This is a genomic window from Vibrio sp. WZ-1 (assembly GCF_052037695.1).
GTDB lineage: Bacteria > Pseudomonadota > Gammaproteobacteria > Enterobacterales > Vibrionaceae > Vibrio.
On the sequence record NZ_JBQEQR010000076.1, the window covers coordinates 142,024 to 158,953 of the forward strand.

Below are 16,930 nucleotides of genomic sequence, written 5' to 3' on the forward strand. Positions count from 1 at the left end.
AAAAATTCAACACCAGCGATCTTACCACAAACATGCATAAAAAATACATGTTATAATTTTAAACTATCCTTTCTAGGTAAAAGCGATGCTCCCTGCGTTGCTTGGAGAGTACTGTTTAGGTATAACAGGTAGAAATGATTTCGTCGAAGTAAGGGAAGCAATCGAGATGTATATATTTGGCTATGGCAGCTTAATTAATTCAGCCTCACGTAAGTTAACGGGGCAGACTGGAGAAGCTATCCCGGTAATTGCTCATGGATTAGTGCGCTACTGGGGAAAAGTCGACGATAGCTATATTTTGTCACCTTTAGTCGTTAACGAAGGCGAGGGTCAAGTAAACGGCGTATTACTTGAAGTTGATGACCAAGCACTGGCTGAGTTTGACCGCCGCGAGCGTGGTTATCACCGTATTCAAATTAGCCCTGAGCAAATCGAAGCTGAAGTCTCGTTTAACCCAGAGCACAGCATTTGGGTCTATGTCAAAAATGACCCTCTACCGCCCTGTTCACTCAGCCCAATCATGCAAAGCTATGTCGATACTGTTTTAGCTGGTTGCTTGGAAGTCTCTCACGCCTTTGCAGAACACTTTGTCCACCATACAATTGGTTGGCAGCATGCAAAAGAAAATGATCGCCACCAGCCTAAATATGGCAACCTTGCTGGAGTGCAGGTCCATCATTATGAGGTGATCGATAACCTAATTAAAAAGGGAGCCTAGCCGCTCCCTTTTGTTACTGTTTTTTAACTGACACCAAGTTAGAACCTGTAATCTAGACCTACATAGAAGCTGTCGAAGTCGAAATCAATATCACCAGCATCACCTTCAATTTCAATTGATACAGAAGAGGCTCGATAACCACCTGAAATCATCAATCCAGACATGAACTCGTATCCTGCTTCTACACCATAGTTAAAGCCGACATTGCTTCCGTCATCAGCAACCCCGTCAAGAGTAAGGTCAACCCCTAACACTCCAATTCCAGCGATCGCGCCAGCATAAAAACCTGTTCCCGGAAGGTAGTATTTCGGCTTAACATTTACGTTAATCCCATATGCATCGATTTCGGTCTTAACTTTTTTCGTCGTAAACCCATCCGAAATAGTAGCGATACCATCAAACGAGCCGAAATTCATATATTCGGCCTCTAAGGCAAAACTCAGCTGCTGAGTTAAAGCTCGTTCAACACCAAAACTTACGCCAAATCCCGTGCTGGAGGATAGATCACCAACTGTTGATTTAGGGATATCAAGATCAGTATTGTGCACCTCGACTCCAACATATCTACCTATGTTTGTGTTGGCTTGAACAGAGCATGACAAAACAACTAATCCCACAGCCAATGATAAAGAAGACACTGCGATATTCATTATAATTTCCTTAAACATCATAATTTTAAATAATATTAATCAAGGAAATATAACTTATGTTGCATATCACTTAAGCTTAATGGTTATAAAATGAGATGTCATGCATAGAGATTTATAATGTTTATCTGTTAACGCTAAACAATTCTTACCCCGGCAGGCATTACACGTTCCGGTGTCAGCAATACGCTTTCCGACTCATCGTCAGTTTCAGCGCACAGCAACATACACTCAGAGGTTTCACCACGCATCTTAGCTTTTGCTAGATTACACAGCACTACCACTTGTTTACCCATCAACTCTTCTTCTGTGTAGTACGGTACAAGGCTCGTTACCGTTTGCAGGGTTTTCTCACCGACATCGATCTGCACAATGTACAGCTTGTCTGCATTCTCATGGCGAGCCACTTCGATGATTTTTCCGGTGCGAATTTCTAGCTTTGCAAAGTCTGAGTAAGCGATCGTTTCCATTGATTAAAACTCCAGTAAATTTTTACTAAAAAGATAACGTTTACACTATCAGTAAGCTTAATAATTACAAGTGGTAAAGATCGCATTTTGGAAAGCAAACATCGCATCAAATTGCACTTATTACACAATGGGTGTTTAATACTCCCAATTAATGTTTTTTAGCCCACGAAAGGTCCCTCATGGCAACAATCAAGGATGTCGCGAAAGAAGCCGGCGTATCGGTCGCAACCGTCTCTCGCGTGATCAACAAGTCACCGAAAGCAAGCCAATCTTCTATCGACGCAGTGACGCAAGCGATGAGCAAATTGGGCTACCGTCCAAACGCGGCAGCACGTGCACTCGTCAGCCAAAGTACCAATACGATGGGCGTGCTGGTAAGCGATGTCTCTGACCCATTCTTCGGCACCATGGTCAAATCGGTTGATAACGTAGCAAGAGAAAATGGGAAGCACATTCTGATTGGCAATGGCTACCACAACCCAGAAGACGAACGCCAAGCGCTAGAGTTGCTGATTAATAGCCGCTGTGAGGCGATTGTGATCCACTCTAAAGGCTTATCAGATGAAGAATTGATTGGCTACGCCAAAGAAGTTAAAGGCATGGTGTTGATCAACCGCCATATCCCAGAGTTGGCAGAACGCTGTATCTCTCTTGATAACCGCAAGGGGGCATACTTAGCGACGGAATATTTGATTCGTCATGGTCACACCAAGATTGCTTGTATCGCCTCATCCCATGACATCGAAGATACCGACGAGCGTTTACAAGGTTACCAAGCAGCACTGAAAGATCACGCTATCGAGCTATCAAAAAGCTATGTCGAATATGGCGAACCAAACAGTGATGGTGGCGAAATTGCAATGACTAACTTGCTGACTAAATCACTTGAAATAACTGGCGTTGTTGCCTACAACGATTACATGGCAGCAGGCGCACTGGCGGCGTTAGACCAAAACGGCATCGACGTACCAGAAAAAGTGTCCATGGTTGGCTTCGACGATGGCTTAATTGCTCGCTTCGTCAATCCAAGTTTGACCACGATTCGTTACCCAATCGAGATGATGGCAGAGCGTGCCGCACGTTTGGCATTAGCACTATCGCGTGATGAACAAGTAGAAGATGACACCATCATCTTTAGCCCGACGTTAGTGCGCCGTAACTCAGTGGATCGTCTTTAAGATATAGCGCTAGTCAGTGCCAAGAAAGGTTACAAAGTAAAAGCTCTGCCACCGAAGTGACAGAGCTTTTTCTTTTTGTGGTGTTTGTAGAGAGTGTTATTGCGCTAACTTTCGATGAGCTTTTGACCTACTGTGAGCAAAAAGCCTACGGTAACCCAAAAGCTCGAAAATGCTCAGTTTACCTAGAAAGCAAACTGATAAGTGGTGCAGAAGCGGTACTCTTGTTCAGGCTCAAGAATACAGTCTGGCTGCGCCCACTCAGCATGGTTTGGCGAATCTGGTAAAAACTGGGTTTCTAATGCCAAGCCCGCGTAATCGTTATATTCGCCGCCACGGCGATTTGGTGCGCCAGCTAACCAGTTGCCCGTGTACAATTGCATCGCAGGCTTGTTTGTCACCACTAACAGGTGCACTTTTTCATCAGGAGAAACCACCAACGCAACCGGTTTCGAAACATCACGATGAGCATCAAATAGGTAGCTATGGTCATACCCTTTGGCGGCAACCTGTTGTTCATCTTGTAAGAAGTGCTCTGAAACTGGTTTTTCACTTCTAAAGTCAAACCCAGTGCCTTTCACATCTTGCAATTCACCAAGCGGAATACCGACCTCAGAGGTTGGTAAGTATTGGCTTGCAACGATGGTTAAGCGATGCGAACGACAATCTAAGTCCGCTTCTGCCCCCAACAAATTAAAGTAGGCATGGTTGGTCAAGTTTACTGGTGTCGCTTTGTCTGTCTTAGCGAAGTACGCAATGCTCACTTGGTTATCATCAGTCAACGTATACGTCACTTGCACTTCTAGATTACCCGGAAAACCTTGGTCGCCATCTTCAGACAACAAAGAGAACGTCACTTGCTGATTTGAGTGAGACTCAATCTTCCAACGACGTTTATCGAAGCCTTCTTCACCACCATGCAGACAGTTACCCGCTTGGTTAGTAGACACTTGAAATACTTCGCCATTCACTTCAAAAAGACCATTGGCGATGCGGTTTGCGTAGCGACCAACAGTGACACCCATGTAACACTGTTGCTGCATAAAGCTCCCCATCGTCCCCACTCCGAGAAGCACTTCACGCAACTCCCCATTCGCCAAAGGTAAACGACAACTCAGCCATGTCGCGCCAATATCCATAAAGGTAACGCTCATGCCTGTGTTATTTTTCAGTTCGACGACGTTGGCAGGCGCGCCATCAAAGGCGGCCTGCTGTGTCATCGTGATAGTTAATGGCTCAGTCATCTCTCGCTCCTACTGCGTCTTAAAGCACTTTGAACTTAAAGCAATTTTGCACTTAAAGTACTTCGACTAAACCAGCGCCGTTTTTCGCTTGGCACACGTAGATGGATTCTTTTAGACCCGTTGCTGCTTGGTACTTCGCTTCTACCGTTGCTTTCACTTCGTCAACCAATGCTGGCGGTACAATTGCAACGATACAACCACCAAAGCCGCCGCCTGTCATGCGCACGCCGCCTTGCTCGCCAATCACTTCTTTCACCATTTCAACTAACGTATCGATCTCTTTGACTGTGATTTCGAAATCATCACGCATGGACGCATGAGACTCGGCCATTAGTTCACCCATGCGCTTCATATCGTGTGCGCGAAGTGCTTGCGCCGCTTCTACCGTACGGTCGTTTTCTGTGATTACGTGACGAGCACGTTTTGCGACCATTTCGTCTAGCTCAGAGACTTTCTCGTTGAACTGTTCAATGGTCACATCACGCAGTGCATTTACACCGAAGATACGCGCCGCTTCTTCACACTGCTCACGGCGTGTGTTGTATTCGCTGTCTACCAAGCCACGTTTTTTGTTCGAATTGATGATCACCACCGCCATATCTTCCGGCATCGATACCGCTTCGGTTTCTAGGCTACGGCAATCCAACAGCATGGCGTGATTTTCACGGCCTTCTGCCGAAATCATTTGGTCCATAATGCCGCAATTACAACCGACGAATTCGTTCTCTGCTTGCTGACCGTTCAGTGCAATTTCCGCTTGGCTGATTTCAAGATTGAACAGCACTTTGAACGTTTGGCCAATCACCACTTCCAACGCTGCCGACGAGCTTAAACCCGCACCTTGAGGCACGTTACCGCTAACAGAAATATCCGCACCAGAGAATTGGTAGCCACGAGTAAGAAGGCATTTCACCACACCGCGAATGTAGTTCGCCCACATTTTGTCTTGTTGGAATGTGATTTCTTGCGTGATATCGAACTCATCAACTGCGTTGCCGTAATCCACAGAAACCACGCGCACTAGGTTGTCTTCACGCTTCGCTGCCGCCACAACCGTTTGGTAGTTGATCGCACATGGCAGTACAAAACCGTCGTTGTAATCGGTGTGCTCACCAATCAGGTTGACACGACCAGGCGCTTGAATAATGTGGCTTGGGGCGTAACCTAGCACTTGTTCAAAAGAAGTTTTCACGTTTTGGATTAGATCAGACATAGTAAAATCTCAGCATAAAATTTTTGTGTGAATTCTCGACTGCTTTCATATCTCGCAATCAGAAACGACATATTTGATTGTCTAACATTTGTCATTCCGGACGAGCCCTAGCGAGCATCCGGAATCTACGTTCAGCCACTCTGATGGTAGATTCCGTATCACGCTAGTTCCTCGCTGTACGGAATGACATCTTTCGTATTTATCGTTAGTTACTGTTCTTTGTAATGCACATCGCTCAGGTCACGCAGACGCTGCGCCGCTTGTTCTGCGGTTAAGTCGCGTTGGCTTTCTGCCAGCATTTCATAGCCAACCATAAACTTACGAATCGTTGCGCTACGCAGCAGTGGTGGATAGAACAGTGCGTGCAGCTGCCAATGGTCAATATCAGTGCCTTGTTCAAAGAATGGCGCGTAGTGCCAGCCCATTGAGTAAGGGAAAGAGCATTGGAATAGGTTGTCGTAACGGCTGGTTAGCTTTTTGATTGCAATCGCAAGATCATCACGTTGCTCATCGGTTAGCTCACTCATTCGACGAATGTGCGTTTTAGGAAGTAGCATGGTTTCGAATGGCCAAGCCGCCCAGTAAGGGACAACAGCAATCCAGTGTTCGGTCTCAACCACTGTACGTGAACCGTCTTTAAGTTCAGCTTGCACGTAATCCACCAGCAAGTTGCTGCCATGCTCTTGGTAGTACGCTTTTAAGTTATGTTCTTTACGTTCGATTTCGTTTGGCAAGAAGCTGTTTGCCCAGATTTGACCGTGTGGGTGAGGCTGAGAACAACCCATGGTCTCACCCTTGTTCTCGAATGCTTGAACCCAAACGTAGTCTTTACCCAGCTCTTCGATTTGGTCGTTCCACGTGTCAATCACGCCACGGATTTTGTCGACTGGTAGTTCAGGCAAGGTTTTGCTGTGATCAGGCGAGAAACAAATCACTCGACTCAACCCGCGCACACCTTGCGTTTTGAACAGTGGGTTATCTGATTCAGGTGCATCTGGAGAGTCCACCATCAGTGCTGCGAAGTCATTTTGGAACACGTACGTGACTTGGTAATCTGGGTTTACATCACCAGAAATACGCTCGTTGGTTGGGCAAAGGAAACACTTCTCGTCGTAGCTTGGTAGCTCATCAATCGCAGGTTTCTCATCAGCGCCACTCCAAGGGCGTTTTGCACGATGCGGTGACACTAAAATCCACTGCCCCGTTAGTGGGTTGTAACGACGGTGTGGGTGATCTACTGGGTTAAATTCAACATTCGACATCTTACTTACTCAACTTTTAAAATTTCTTTCATCTGCATTCCCCAATGAAATTGGAGTTGCAGCTAGGCGGTCAATCAACAACAGTGCGACTTCAATTACGCAGGGGAATAACCTTGCGGATTGTTTGACTGCCACTTCCACGTATCTGCCGTCATTTCCGCAACACTGCGCATCGCTTTCCAACCAAGGTCTCGCTCCGCTTTATCTGTACTTGCCCAGCATTCTGCAATGTCACCAGGGCGACGAGGACAAAGCTCATAAGACACTGGATTACCACAAGCCGTTGCGAAAGCTTCTACCATCTCAAGCACGCTAGAGCCTTTGCCCGTGCCTAGGTTGTAAATGTGCAAACCGGCTTTTTCGCCCACCGATTTCAGCGCTGCGATATGGCCGTCTGCCAAGTCCATCACGTGAATGTAATCACGCACGCCAGTGCCGTCCGGTGTTGGGTAGTCATTGCCGAATACCGACAGTTTTTCTCGGCGGCCTACTGCCACTTGCGCGATAAACGGCATCAAGTTGTTTGGGATGCCCTGAGGGTCTTCACCCATAGTGCCCGATGGATGCGCACCAACTGGGTTGAAGTAGCGCAGCAAAGTCACGCTCCAGTCGTTTTCTGCGTTGAACAAATCGCTCAAGCACTCTTCCACCATGTACTTGCTGCGACCGTATGGGTTAGTGGTTGCGCCCGTTGGAGAGTCTTCCGTAATCGGCACAATGTCAGGGTCGCCGTAAACCGTTGCCGAAGAGCTAAATACAATGCTTTTCACGCCCGCCTTACGCATGCTGCGCGCCAACACCAATGAGCCATTCACATTGTTGTCGTAATATTCCAATGGTTTCGCGACAGATTCTCCCACCGCTTTCAGGCCAGCAAAGTGAATCACAGCTTGAATGTTATGTTTGGTAAATACTGAGTCTAAAAAGGCTTCATCACGAATGTCGCCTTGGTAGAAAGCCGGTTGCTTACCAGTTAGCGCTTCAATACGGTTTAACACCTCCACTTTGGCATTACACAAGTTATCGACAATGATTGGCTCCATACCAGCTTCAATCATCTGTACACATGTGTGACTACCGATGTACCCCATACCGCCTGTGACAAGAACTTTCACTTTTGCTTCTCCACTGTTGCTACTGAATGCCCGGTTAATTGCTGATGGTTGGCTGAGCCTAATAAACCAATCACCAGCGAAACGCCGTCCACTTCTTAACTGGCTAAAAGTCTACCAACCAACATCGATCCAGATCCGTGATCGAATTCAAAGTTGTGTAAACGTTTCCACAAAAGAGACAGAAACTCCTATTTATAGAATGTATTTAGTAAACGTGGTCGATTTAATAGGTGAATAACAATGGATAGATAGGACTATGGACTAGGAACAAAAAAACATGCTGTTTTACTAAAAGTTTGTGCATCTTTAAGCACCTGTTTACAATGCATATATTATTATTGCCTCACTGGGACAGTGAGCTATGCCAACGGGAAGTGCACATGGCAACATTAAAAGATATCGCTACTGAAGCTGGCGTCTCACTCGCGACTGTGTCGCGCGTATTAAATGACGATCCGACCTTGAGCGTAAAAGAAGAAACCAAACACCGCATCTTAGAAATCGCAGAAAAGCTGGAATACCGCACCAGCAGTTCCAAAAAAGCCACTAAGGAAGCAAAGCAGAAGCATCACTTTTTAGCCTTGTACAATTACAAGCAAGAAGCAGAAGTGAATGACCCTTATTACCTATCCATTCGTCACGGGATTGAAACCCAATGTGATAAGTTGGGCATCACGCTAACCAACTGCTACGACAGCGTTATCGATGTCGAAACGCAAAAAATCACCGGCATCCTTTTAGTGGGAAAGACCGATAATGCTATTATCCGTAAATTGCCCAAGCGCCTTTCGGACAGTATTTGCTACATCGATTTCTCTGACAATGACAGTACTTATGACTGTGTTGATATCGATCTCGCGAGAATAAGTAAACAAGTGGTCGACTTCTTTGTCGAGCAAGGCTACGAACGGATTGGTTTTATTGGTGGTCAAGATGAACCAAACACCGCGGATATTCGTGAAAATGCGTTTGTTGAATATGGCAACCTAAAAGGCGTAGTGTCGGAAAGCGACATTTATCGCGGCGACTTCTCTAGCTTGTCTGGTTATGACTTAGCAAAAGCCATGCTGACCAAAGGCGACTTTCCCAAAGCACTGTTTATCGCTTCGGACTCAATTGCGATTGGTGTTTTACGCGCAATTCATGAGTTCGGTCTGAACATCCCACAGGACATTGCTCTGATTAGCGTCAATGATATTCCAACCGCACGCTTTACCTTTCCACCGCTTTCGACAGTGCGTATCCACTCAGAGATGATGGGTATTCAAGGGGTAAACTTATTAGTAGAAAAATATCGCGATGGTCGTGCGCTGCCTCTACAAGTTCATGTACCTAGTAAGTTAAAACTACGCGGTACAACCAAATAGTTATCCCTCTTCATTCTAATTTTATAAAGCACTGAATCTTCAGTGCTTTTTATTTCCCTTCTAATAAATCCTGTTACTTTTTACTCATTTTACCCAGCAAATAAGCTTGGGATGCTATTCCTTTACCCCGATCACATCTTGCTCAATGATCGTTCAATAAAACGTGACCAAGTTAAAGTTAAACGTTTTCACTAATTTATTTTAGTAAAACTTTTACTAATATCTTTTCCCAGATAATTAATAACTCTTTTTCAAACGACATCGGCTGCATTTTTCTTTTGGATAACGTCAACATAGGGTCACCCCTTTCATGACTAACCAAACTAAGCCGAGGGGAGAACAAACGTGAACAACTGGGAAAACTTCCTTCATCTACATGAGAACCGTATGGCACCACGAGCTTACTTCTTCTCATACGATTCCGTTAAAAACGCACAAACATTCCAACGCGAACTGAGCAGCCGCTTCAAGCTACTGAGTGGTCAATGGGCATTTAACTACTTCACTAACCCGCTTTTGGTTCCTGAAGCGTTTTACTCACAACAAATGGAAGACTGGGGACATATTACTGTTCCAAACATGTGGCAAATGGAAGGCCACGGCGATCTTCAATACACTGATGAAGGTTTCCCATTCCCTATCGATGTACCGTTTGTACCTACCGATAACCCAACCGGAGCATACCAACGTACTTTCACGCTTGGCCAGCAATGGGACAACAAACAAACCATCATCAAATTTGATGGCGTTGAAACTTACTTCGAAGTTTACGTAAACGGTCATTACGTAGGATTTAGCAAAGGCAGTCGCTTGACTGCTGAGTTCGACATTTCTTCTTACGTTCAACAAGGCGAGAACTTATTGTCTGTACGAGTGATGCAATGGGCAGATTCGACTTACATTGAAGACCAAGATATGTGGTGGACAGCCGGCATATTCCGCGATGTTTACCTTGTCGGAAAAGAGCATGTTCACGTCCAAGATCTGACTGTTCGTACTGATTTCGCCGACGACTACCAAAGCGCCACCTTAGGCTGCCAAGTTGAGCTAGAAAACCTGTCTAACGCCGTTGCGTCTGGTTACACGTTGGAATATGCCCTAAAAGATAAAGGTACTGTCGTTGCAAGCGGCCAATGTGACGCCCTCACTATCCAAGACAACAGCCAAACAAGCTTTGCCATTGATGTTGAGAACCCAACCCATTGGACAGCGGAAAATCCATACCTTTACCAACTGTTCATCACTCTAAAAGATGCACAAGGCAATGTGATTGAGGTGATCCCACAACGTGTTGGCTTCCGAGACATTAAAGTGCGTGATGGTCTGTTCTACATCAACAACCAATACGTGATGCTGCACGGTGTGAACCGCCATGATAACGACCACCTAAAAGGTCGTGCAGTCGGCATGGAGCGCATCGAGAAAGATCTGATCTTGATGAAGCAACACAACATCAACTCAGTTCGCACCGCGCACTACCCTAATGACCCACGCTTCTACGAATTGTGTGACATTTACGGTTTGTTCGTGATGGCAGAAACCGACGTCGAAACCCACGGCTTTGCTAACGTTGGTGATCTAAGTCGCATTACCAATGATGCGGCATGGGAGAGTGTGTTTGTTGACCGCGCAGAGCGCCACATTCACGCACAAAAGAACCACCCTTCGATCATCATGTGGTCACTGGGCAATGAGTCTGGTTACGGCTGCAACATCCGCTCGATGTACGACGCAACCAAAGCGATAGATGACACCCGCTTGGTGCATTACGAAGAAGACCGTGATGCTGAAGTTGTCGACGTGATCTCTACCATGTACTCACGTGCTCAGCTCATGAATCACTTTGGTGAGCACCCACACGAGAAACCACGCATCATCTGCGAATACGCACATGCGATGGGTAACGGCCCAGGCGGTCTAACGGAATACCAAAACGTATTCTACAAACATGACCACATTCAAGGCCACTACGTATGGGAATGGTGTGACCACGGCGTATTAGCACGTGATGAAAACGGCCAAGAGTTCTACAAATATGGCGGTGATTACGGCGATTACCCGAATAACTATAACTTCTGTATGGATGGTTTGATTTACCCAGATCAAACACCTGGGCCGGGCTTGAAAGAGTACAAACAAGTTATTGCACCGGTAAAAATCAAAGCCGTAGAAGGCACGACAAACACCTTCACCGTAGAGAACAAATTGTGGTTTACCAACCTTGATGATTACACCATTACGGCTGATATCCGAGCGGAAGGTGAAACGCTGCGCTGCGTGCAGTTTAAGGTCGAAGATCTCGCAGCCAATAGTGTACGTGAAATCACCATTAACCTGCCTGAGCTGGACGAGCGTGAAGCCTTTATTAACTTCACCGTTCGTAAAGACAGCCGCACTCTGTACAGCGAAGCGAACCACAACATCGCGGTTTACCAGTTCCAACTGAAAGAGAACACAGCAAATGAAGCCAAGTTTGTTAGCCACAACGCACAAGCTTTAGTCACGACAGAAAGCCGCTTAGAGCACGTGATTGAAGGTCACAACTTCACGCTGACCTTCTCTAAAGTCAACGGTAAGCTGACCTCTTGGCGCGTCAATGGTGAAGAGTTGATTCAATCAGAGCCTAAACTAAACTTCTTCAAACCGATGATTGATAACCATAAACAAGAGTACGAAGGGTTGTGGCATCCAGCTCACCTGCAAATCATGCAAGAGCACTTCCGCACTCTGCAAGTGGAAGCTGCTGACGGCTCAGTTTCGGTTACGACCACCAGCATTATTGCCCCGCCAGTGTTCGATTTTGGCATGCGCTGTACGTATCGCTACCAAATCAACGCACAAGGTCACTTGAATGTGGAACTGAACGGTGAGCGCTACGGCGACTACCCACACGTTATCCCTGTAATAGGACTCGACTTAGGCATCAATGGCAACTTTGACCAAGTAAGTTACTACGGTCGCGGCCCTGAAGAGAACTACCAAGACAGTCGCCAAGCAAACTTGATTGATGTCTACCACAGCACGGTAGCGGACATGTTTGAGAACTACCCGTTCCCGCAAAACAACGGCAACCGCCAACACGTTCGCTGGGCATCACTAACTAACCGTCATGGCACAGGTTTGTTGGTGAAGCCACAGCAAGAAATCAACTTCAGTGCTTGGTTCTACACCAACCAAAACCTGCATGAAGCACAACACACCATTGAGCTAGAAAAAAGCGGCTACATTACCCTAAATCTTGACCATCAAGTGATGGGACTGGGTTCTAACTCATGGGGAAGCGAAGTACTTGATTCATACAGAGTTTACATGGATGAATTCCGTTATGGCTTAACACTGATGCCGCTTCAAGCTGGCGATTGCAGTGCTCAAGCCATGGCAAACCATGATTTCGACAATGCATTCTTCACTCAACCTAATACTCAAACAGCAAACGAGGCGTAATCCATGATCGTGTTAGACAACTTAGACCAATTCAAAGTCGTGTACCGCAATGGGCGCAAATGGCAACGCTGTGTCGAGGCGATTGAAAACACCATAAACCTCAAAGATGGCGTGATGTACTCCATCGGAGATTCATTGGTCTACATGATTCAAGACGGCACAAAACAAACTGAAATGTTTGAAGGTAATCGCCGCTACTTCGACGTTCATTACTACCTTGAAGGGCGCGAAACGGTAGAGTTCGCAGACAAGAAAAACCTACAACCCGAGCAAGCTTACCAAGATGAAACCGACCGCGAATTTCTATCTGGCCAAGGTGAGACTCGTGAGCTTTGCGAAGGCCAAGTTGCAATTTTTGATAACACTAAAGCGTACCGCTTTCACGGTGATAACCGCGTTAGAAAGGTGGTGCTGAAAGTGACTATCGAAGACGGCTACTTCTTAAATAAATAACAAAAGAACAAGAGAGGGGCTGCGCTCACAGCAATGCAAGCCCTTCCTCCCTACAATTCCAACGTGATTCATCGGAGATAGAAGATGTCTGAATCCAAACGTAATACGATAGGCAAATTCGGGTTATTGTCCCTTACCTTTGCCGCGGTTTTTAGCTTCAACAACGTAATTAATAACAACATTGAGATCGGTCTTGCTTCAGCGCCAATGTTTTTCTTGGCAACCATTTTTTACTTTATTCCTTTCTGTTTGATCATCGCTGAGTTTGTTTCGCTAAATAAAAACTCTGAAGCGGGCGTGTACGCATGGGTGAAAAGCTCACTCGGTGGCCGATGGGCATTTATTTCTGCCTACACCTACTGGTTTGTTAACCTATTTTTCTTCACTTCATTACTGCCTCGCGTCATAGCTTATGCGTCGTACGCGTTCCTTGGTTATGAATACATTCTGACCCCGCTTACCACAACCGCACTGAGTATGATTTTATTCGCGTTCGCAACTTACGTATCGACCAATGGCGCAAAGATGTTGGGGCCAATTACCTCGGTGACGTCTTCTTTAATGCTATTACTAACCATGTCATACATCCTGCTTGCTGGCGCGGCGTTAATCGGTGGTGTCCAACCTGCTGACCCAATCACAGTAGAAGCTATGGTGCCAGACTTTAGCTGGGCATTCCTCGGCATTACCACTTGGATATTTATGGCTGCTGGCGGCGCTGAATCGGTGGCGGTTTACGTAAATGACGTGAAAGGTGGCTCAAAGTCTTTTGTTAAAGTGATCATCGTTGCGGGTATCTTTATTGGCGTACTTTACTGTGTGGCTTCAGTATTAATTAACGTGTTCGTACCAAGCGAAACGCTAAAATACACTGGCGGCTCTGTACAAGTCTTTGAAGGTTTGGCAGCGCACTTCGGCTTGCCTGAAGTATTGATGAACCGCTTTGTAGGCTTAGTGTCATTCACGGCGATGTTTGGTTCTCTACTGATGTGGACAGCAACACCAGTAAAAATCTTCTTCTCTGAAATCCCAGAAGGTATCTTCGGTAAGAAAACGATAGAGTTGAATGAAAATGGCGTGCCAGCTCGTGCAGCTTGGTACCAATTCCTAATCGTTATTCCACTGATGATCATCCCAACTCTGGGCTCAAATACAGCGCAAGATTTGATGAACACAGTAATTAACATGACAGCTGCGGCGTCTATGTTACCACCGCTGTTTATTATGTTGGCTTACCTAAACCTACGTTTAAAACTGGATCACCTAGAGCGTGATTTCAAAATGGGCTCTCGTATGACAGGTATCGCAGCCGTCTCTGTGCTGATTGTTATCTTTACCGTTGGTTTCCTAGCATCTACCTTCCCAACGGGTGCAGATATCATGACCATTATTTTCTACAACGTTGGTGGCATTGTGATTTTCCTTGGCTTTGCTTGGTGGAAGTACAGCCAATACGAAAAATCACTTAACCAAGAAGAGCGCGCAAAAGAAGCAGCGCCAGCAACTCAAGCGATTAAATCTCACTGATAGAGCTTGATAGCACCTGACAATATTCGTCAGACCAAGGGCATCCACCGGTGCCCTTTTTTATCGCGTCTTATTCACTCATCTTTTGGCTAAGTACTGTTAGCGTGTAGAGTTAACAACATTTGCCACCAGCTGACGTAGCCAAATCCCTTTATCTTCATTGTTACGGCTGGTATGCCAAAGCATAGCAATATCAAAATCAGCGACGGCGATCGGTGGCTGAACCGTGACTAAATCGTCCGAAAATCCCTCTGCCGAGGCCATTTTTTCCGGCACAATGGCTACCAACTCACGCTGCTTAATTAAGTTCCTTATCGTCAAGAAATTACGTGAGGCCACAGTCACCTTACGGCTTAAACCATGTTCTGCGAGCTTTTTGTCTACCTGTGTCGTTAAACTTCCATCAGGGCTCACCAAGGCTTGTTCAATATTGGCAAAAGCTTCAATCGACAATTCAGTCTTACCATTTAATACCTGTTTATCACATAGGCACACATGTTTTTCCGTATAGAGATATTGGCTATCAAAGTTGTCGTCGAGTACTGGCATACTGCCAAGAATGACATCGATCTTGTCATGTTCGGTAATCGCGACATAGTTGCTACGGTTAACATTGATAAAGCTGATTTGCGCTTCCGGCGCGCGCTTGCGGATCTCATCATAAAGCAGAGGGGCGAAGATAAACTCAGCGTAATCGGTAAGACCAATACGACACACGCCAGTGTAGTTCTCTGGCTGAAACTCGGACTTAGTCAGCAAGTCTTTGGCAATCGAATCCAATAAATGATGCACTGTTGGCGCGATATGATGCGCGTGCTCAGTCGGATCCATTTTATGCCCTTTACGCTCAAACAGAGGGTCATCAAACAGCACACGCAAACGCGACAAACTGTGGCTCATGGCGGACTGACTGACAAAACTCTTCTCGGCAGCCAAACTCACACTGCGATAGCGATACAGATAAGAGAAGGTCACCAATAGATTCAAATCGATGTTACGCCACTGAATATCATCTTTCACAAACCACCCAATCCCATTTCATTCATAGATGAAATTAAAACTATTAATTTGAGTCATCTTAGTACATTTCATACAGTAACTGGAGCGTTATTGGATATTTAACAGGCTCAACATGTTTACCATTTTTAAAACCTTTTTTTGGCTTGGTTGGATCAGTTTCGGTGGTCCTGCGGCACACATCGGTTACTTCCGCCAAACGTTCGTGGAAAAACTCAAGTGGATTGATGATAGCGAATACGCACAAATCGTGGCATTGAGCCAATTCCTACCAGGACCGGGGTCAAGCCAAGTTGGCTTTGCATTAGGCTACAAACGCGGAGGTCTGGGCGGTGCTTGTATGGCGTTTCTTGGATTCACCTTACCATCAGTGATCATCATGTTGGCTCTTGCGATGGTGAGTAGCCAAATCACGGATACTGCACTGTTTCAAAACATCGTACACGGCTTGAAGTTACTGGCTGTTGTAGTGGTTGCTGATGCGACATGGGGAATGTACAAAAATTTCTGCCAAAGCAAACTGACTGCAGGCTTGTGTGTGGCAACCGCAATTGCGTTATTGGTCGCACCTAGCATCATGACGCAAATGCTGGTCTTAGTAGTGGCAGGTTTGATTGGTACTCAATATCTGAAGAAAGAATCGACCGCACCAACAGAGCCGTTTAAACCGACTATCGCTCCACTTGCGCTGTTTGCCGTACTTCTCGTTGGTTTACCATTGGTGGCTCATACTCTACCGATGCTCAGATTGTTTAGTGATTTCTTCCAAGCAGGTAGTTTAGTGTTTGGTGGCGGTCACGTCGTTCTTCCGTTGTTGCAAAACATCGTTGGCGATCAGCTCAGCCAAGATGCCGTCCTAACAGGCTATGCAGCAGCGCAAGCCGTACCAGGACCGATGTTTACCTTAGCAACTTACATTGGCTATGAGCTATCGGATACACCAATTCTAGGGGCGCTAGTTGCGACACTGGGCGTCTTCCTTCCGGGCTTCTTGCTGTTACTTGGTGTACTGAAAAACTGGCAAGCGTTGGCAGGTAAGCCTGTAGTGTCTGGCGCGATTAACGGCGTGAATGCCTCAGTGGTTGGTTTACTCTTAGCGGCACTTTACCAACCGGTATTCACTAGTGCTGTGATCGCTCCGATTGATATCGCACTGGTCATTGCAGGTTTCTACCTACATAAAAAGCTTAACCTGTCTGTACTTTGGATGATCGTATTCTTTGTCGCAGCAGGCTGCGTGACGGGTATGATGTAAAACTCAAACGAAAAAGCGCACCA

General features: G+C 46.0%; 14 protein-coding genes. 7 read left to right on the forward strand and 7 right to left on the reverse strand.

The annotated features are described in order from the left end of the window. Window positions 1-166: 166 nt before the first annotated feature. Window positions 167-718 (forward strand): gamma-glutamylcyclotransferase family protein, encoded by a 552-nt coding sequence (locus ACTS60_RS13230; RefSeq protein ID WP_440888767.1) that lies wholly within the window; start codon window positions 167-169, stop codon window positions 716-718. A 38-nt stretch (window positions 719-756) separates the two neighbouring features. Here the strand turns inward: ACTS60_RS13230 and ACTS60_RS13235 are convergent, their stop codons facing one another. Next, window positions 757-1,368 (reverse strand): outer membrane beta-barrel protein, encoded by a 612-nt coding sequence (locus tag ACTS60_RS13235; RefSeq protein WP_440888612.1) that lies wholly within the window; start codon window positions 1,366-1,368, stop codon window positions 757-759. A gap of 134 nt (window positions 1,369-1,502) precedes the next feature. After that, window positions 1,503-1,835: a tRNA-binding protein gene (locus ACTS60_RS13240; protein ID WP_038885173.1), complete on the reverse strand. Its 333-nt coding sequence runs from the start codon at window positions 1,833-1,835 to the stop codon at window positions 1,503-1,505. A gap of 179 nt (window positions 1,836-2,014) precedes the next feature. On the opposite strand from ACTS60_RS13240, the gene ACTS60_RS13245 reads away from it, so the two are divergent. Then, window positions 2,015-3,013: a substrate-binding domain-containing protein gene (locus ACTS60_RS13245; RefSeq protein ID WP_440888613.1), complete on the forward strand. Its 999-nt coding sequence runs from the start codon at window positions 2,015-2,017 to the stop codon at window positions 3,011-3,013. Window positions 3,014-3,195: 182 nt separating this feature from the next. On the opposite strand, the gene galM is transcribed toward ACTS60_RS13245, so the two are convergent. From galM to galE, 4 genes are all read right to left on the reverse strand, one after another. Next, window positions 3,196-4,254, reverse strand: a complete 1,059-nt coding sequence (gene galM, locus ACTS60_RS13250) for a galactose-1-epimerase (RefSeq protein ID WP_440888614.1) — start codon at window positions 4,252-4,254, stop codon at window positions 3,196-3,198. A gap of 52 nt (window positions 4,255-4,306) precedes the next feature. Then, the gene (gene galK, locus ACTS60_RS13255; RefSeq protein ID WP_440888615.1) at window positions 4,307-5,467 is read right to left on the reverse strand and encodes a galactokinase; all 1,161 of its coding nucleotides are present in this window, start codon (window positions 5,465-5,467) and stop codon (window positions 4,307-4,309) included. 209 nt (window positions 5,468-5,676) lie between these two features. Beyond that, window positions 5,677-6,729, reverse strand: coding sequence for a UDP-glucose--hexose-1-phosphate uridylyltransferase (locus tag ACTS60_RS13260; protein WP_440888616.1), 1,053 nt, complete (start codon window positions 6,727-6,729; stop codon window positions 5,677-5,679). A gap of 95 nt (window positions 6,730-6,824) precedes the next feature. Then, on the reverse strand, window positions 6,825-7,844 hold the full coding sequence (galE, locus tag ACTS60_RS13265; protein ID WP_440888617.1) for a UDP-glucose 4-epimerase GalE: 1,020 nt from the start codon (window positions 7,842-7,844) through the stop codon (window positions 6,825-6,827). Window positions 7,845-8,224: 380 nt separating this feature from the next. On the opposite strand from galE, the gene ebgR reads away from it, so the two are divergent. From ebgR to ACTS60_RS13285, 4 genes are all read left to right on the forward strand, one after another. Continuing rightward, window positions 8,225-9,211 (forward strand): transcriptional regulator EbgR, encoded by a 987-nt coding sequence (gene ebgR, locus ACTS60_RS13270; protein ID WP_440888618.1) that lies wholly within the window; start codon window positions 8,225-8,227, stop codon window positions 9,209-9,211. A 345-nt stretch (window positions 9,212-9,556) separates the two neighbouring features. After that, window positions 9,557-12,655, forward strand: coding sequence for a beta-galactosidase subunit alpha (gene ebgA / locus ACTS60_RS13275; RefSeq protein ID WP_440888619.1), 3,099 nt, complete (start codon window positions 9,557-9,559; stop codon window positions 12,653-12,655). A gap of 3 nt (window positions 12,656-12,658) precedes the next feature. Beyond that, on the forward strand, window positions 12,659-13,108 hold the full coding sequence (locus ACTS60_RS13280) for a beta-galactosidase subunit beta (RefSeq protein WP_138955040.1): 450 nt from the start codon (window positions 12,659-12,661) through the stop codon (window positions 13,106-13,108). Window positions 13,109-13,192: 84 nt separating this feature from the next. Next, window positions 13,193-14,635 (forward strand): amino acid permease, encoded by a 1,443-nt coding sequence (locus tag ACTS60_RS13285; protein WP_440888620.1) that lies wholly within the window; start codon window positions 13,193-13,195, stop codon window positions 14,633-14,635. 99 nt (window positions 14,636-14,734) lie between these two features. Here ACTS60_RS13285 and ACTS60_RS13290 read toward each other — a convergent pair whose 3' ends face one another. Further along, on the reverse strand, window positions 14,735-15,655 hold the full coding sequence (locus ACTS60_RS13290) for a LysR family transcriptional regulator (RefSeq protein ID WP_440888621.1): 921 nt from the start codon (window positions 15,653-15,655) through the stop codon (window positions 14,735-14,737). Window positions 15,656-15,767: 112 nt separating this feature from the next. Between ACTS60_RS13290 and chrA the strand changes: the two genes are divergently transcribed. Continuing rightward, on the forward strand, window positions 15,768-16,907 hold the full coding sequence (gene chrA, locus ACTS60_RS13295) for a chromate efflux transporter (protein ID WP_440888622.1): 1,140 nt from the start codon (window positions 15,768-15,770) through the stop codon (window positions 16,905-16,907). Window positions 16,908-16,930 lie beyond the last annotated feature (23 nt).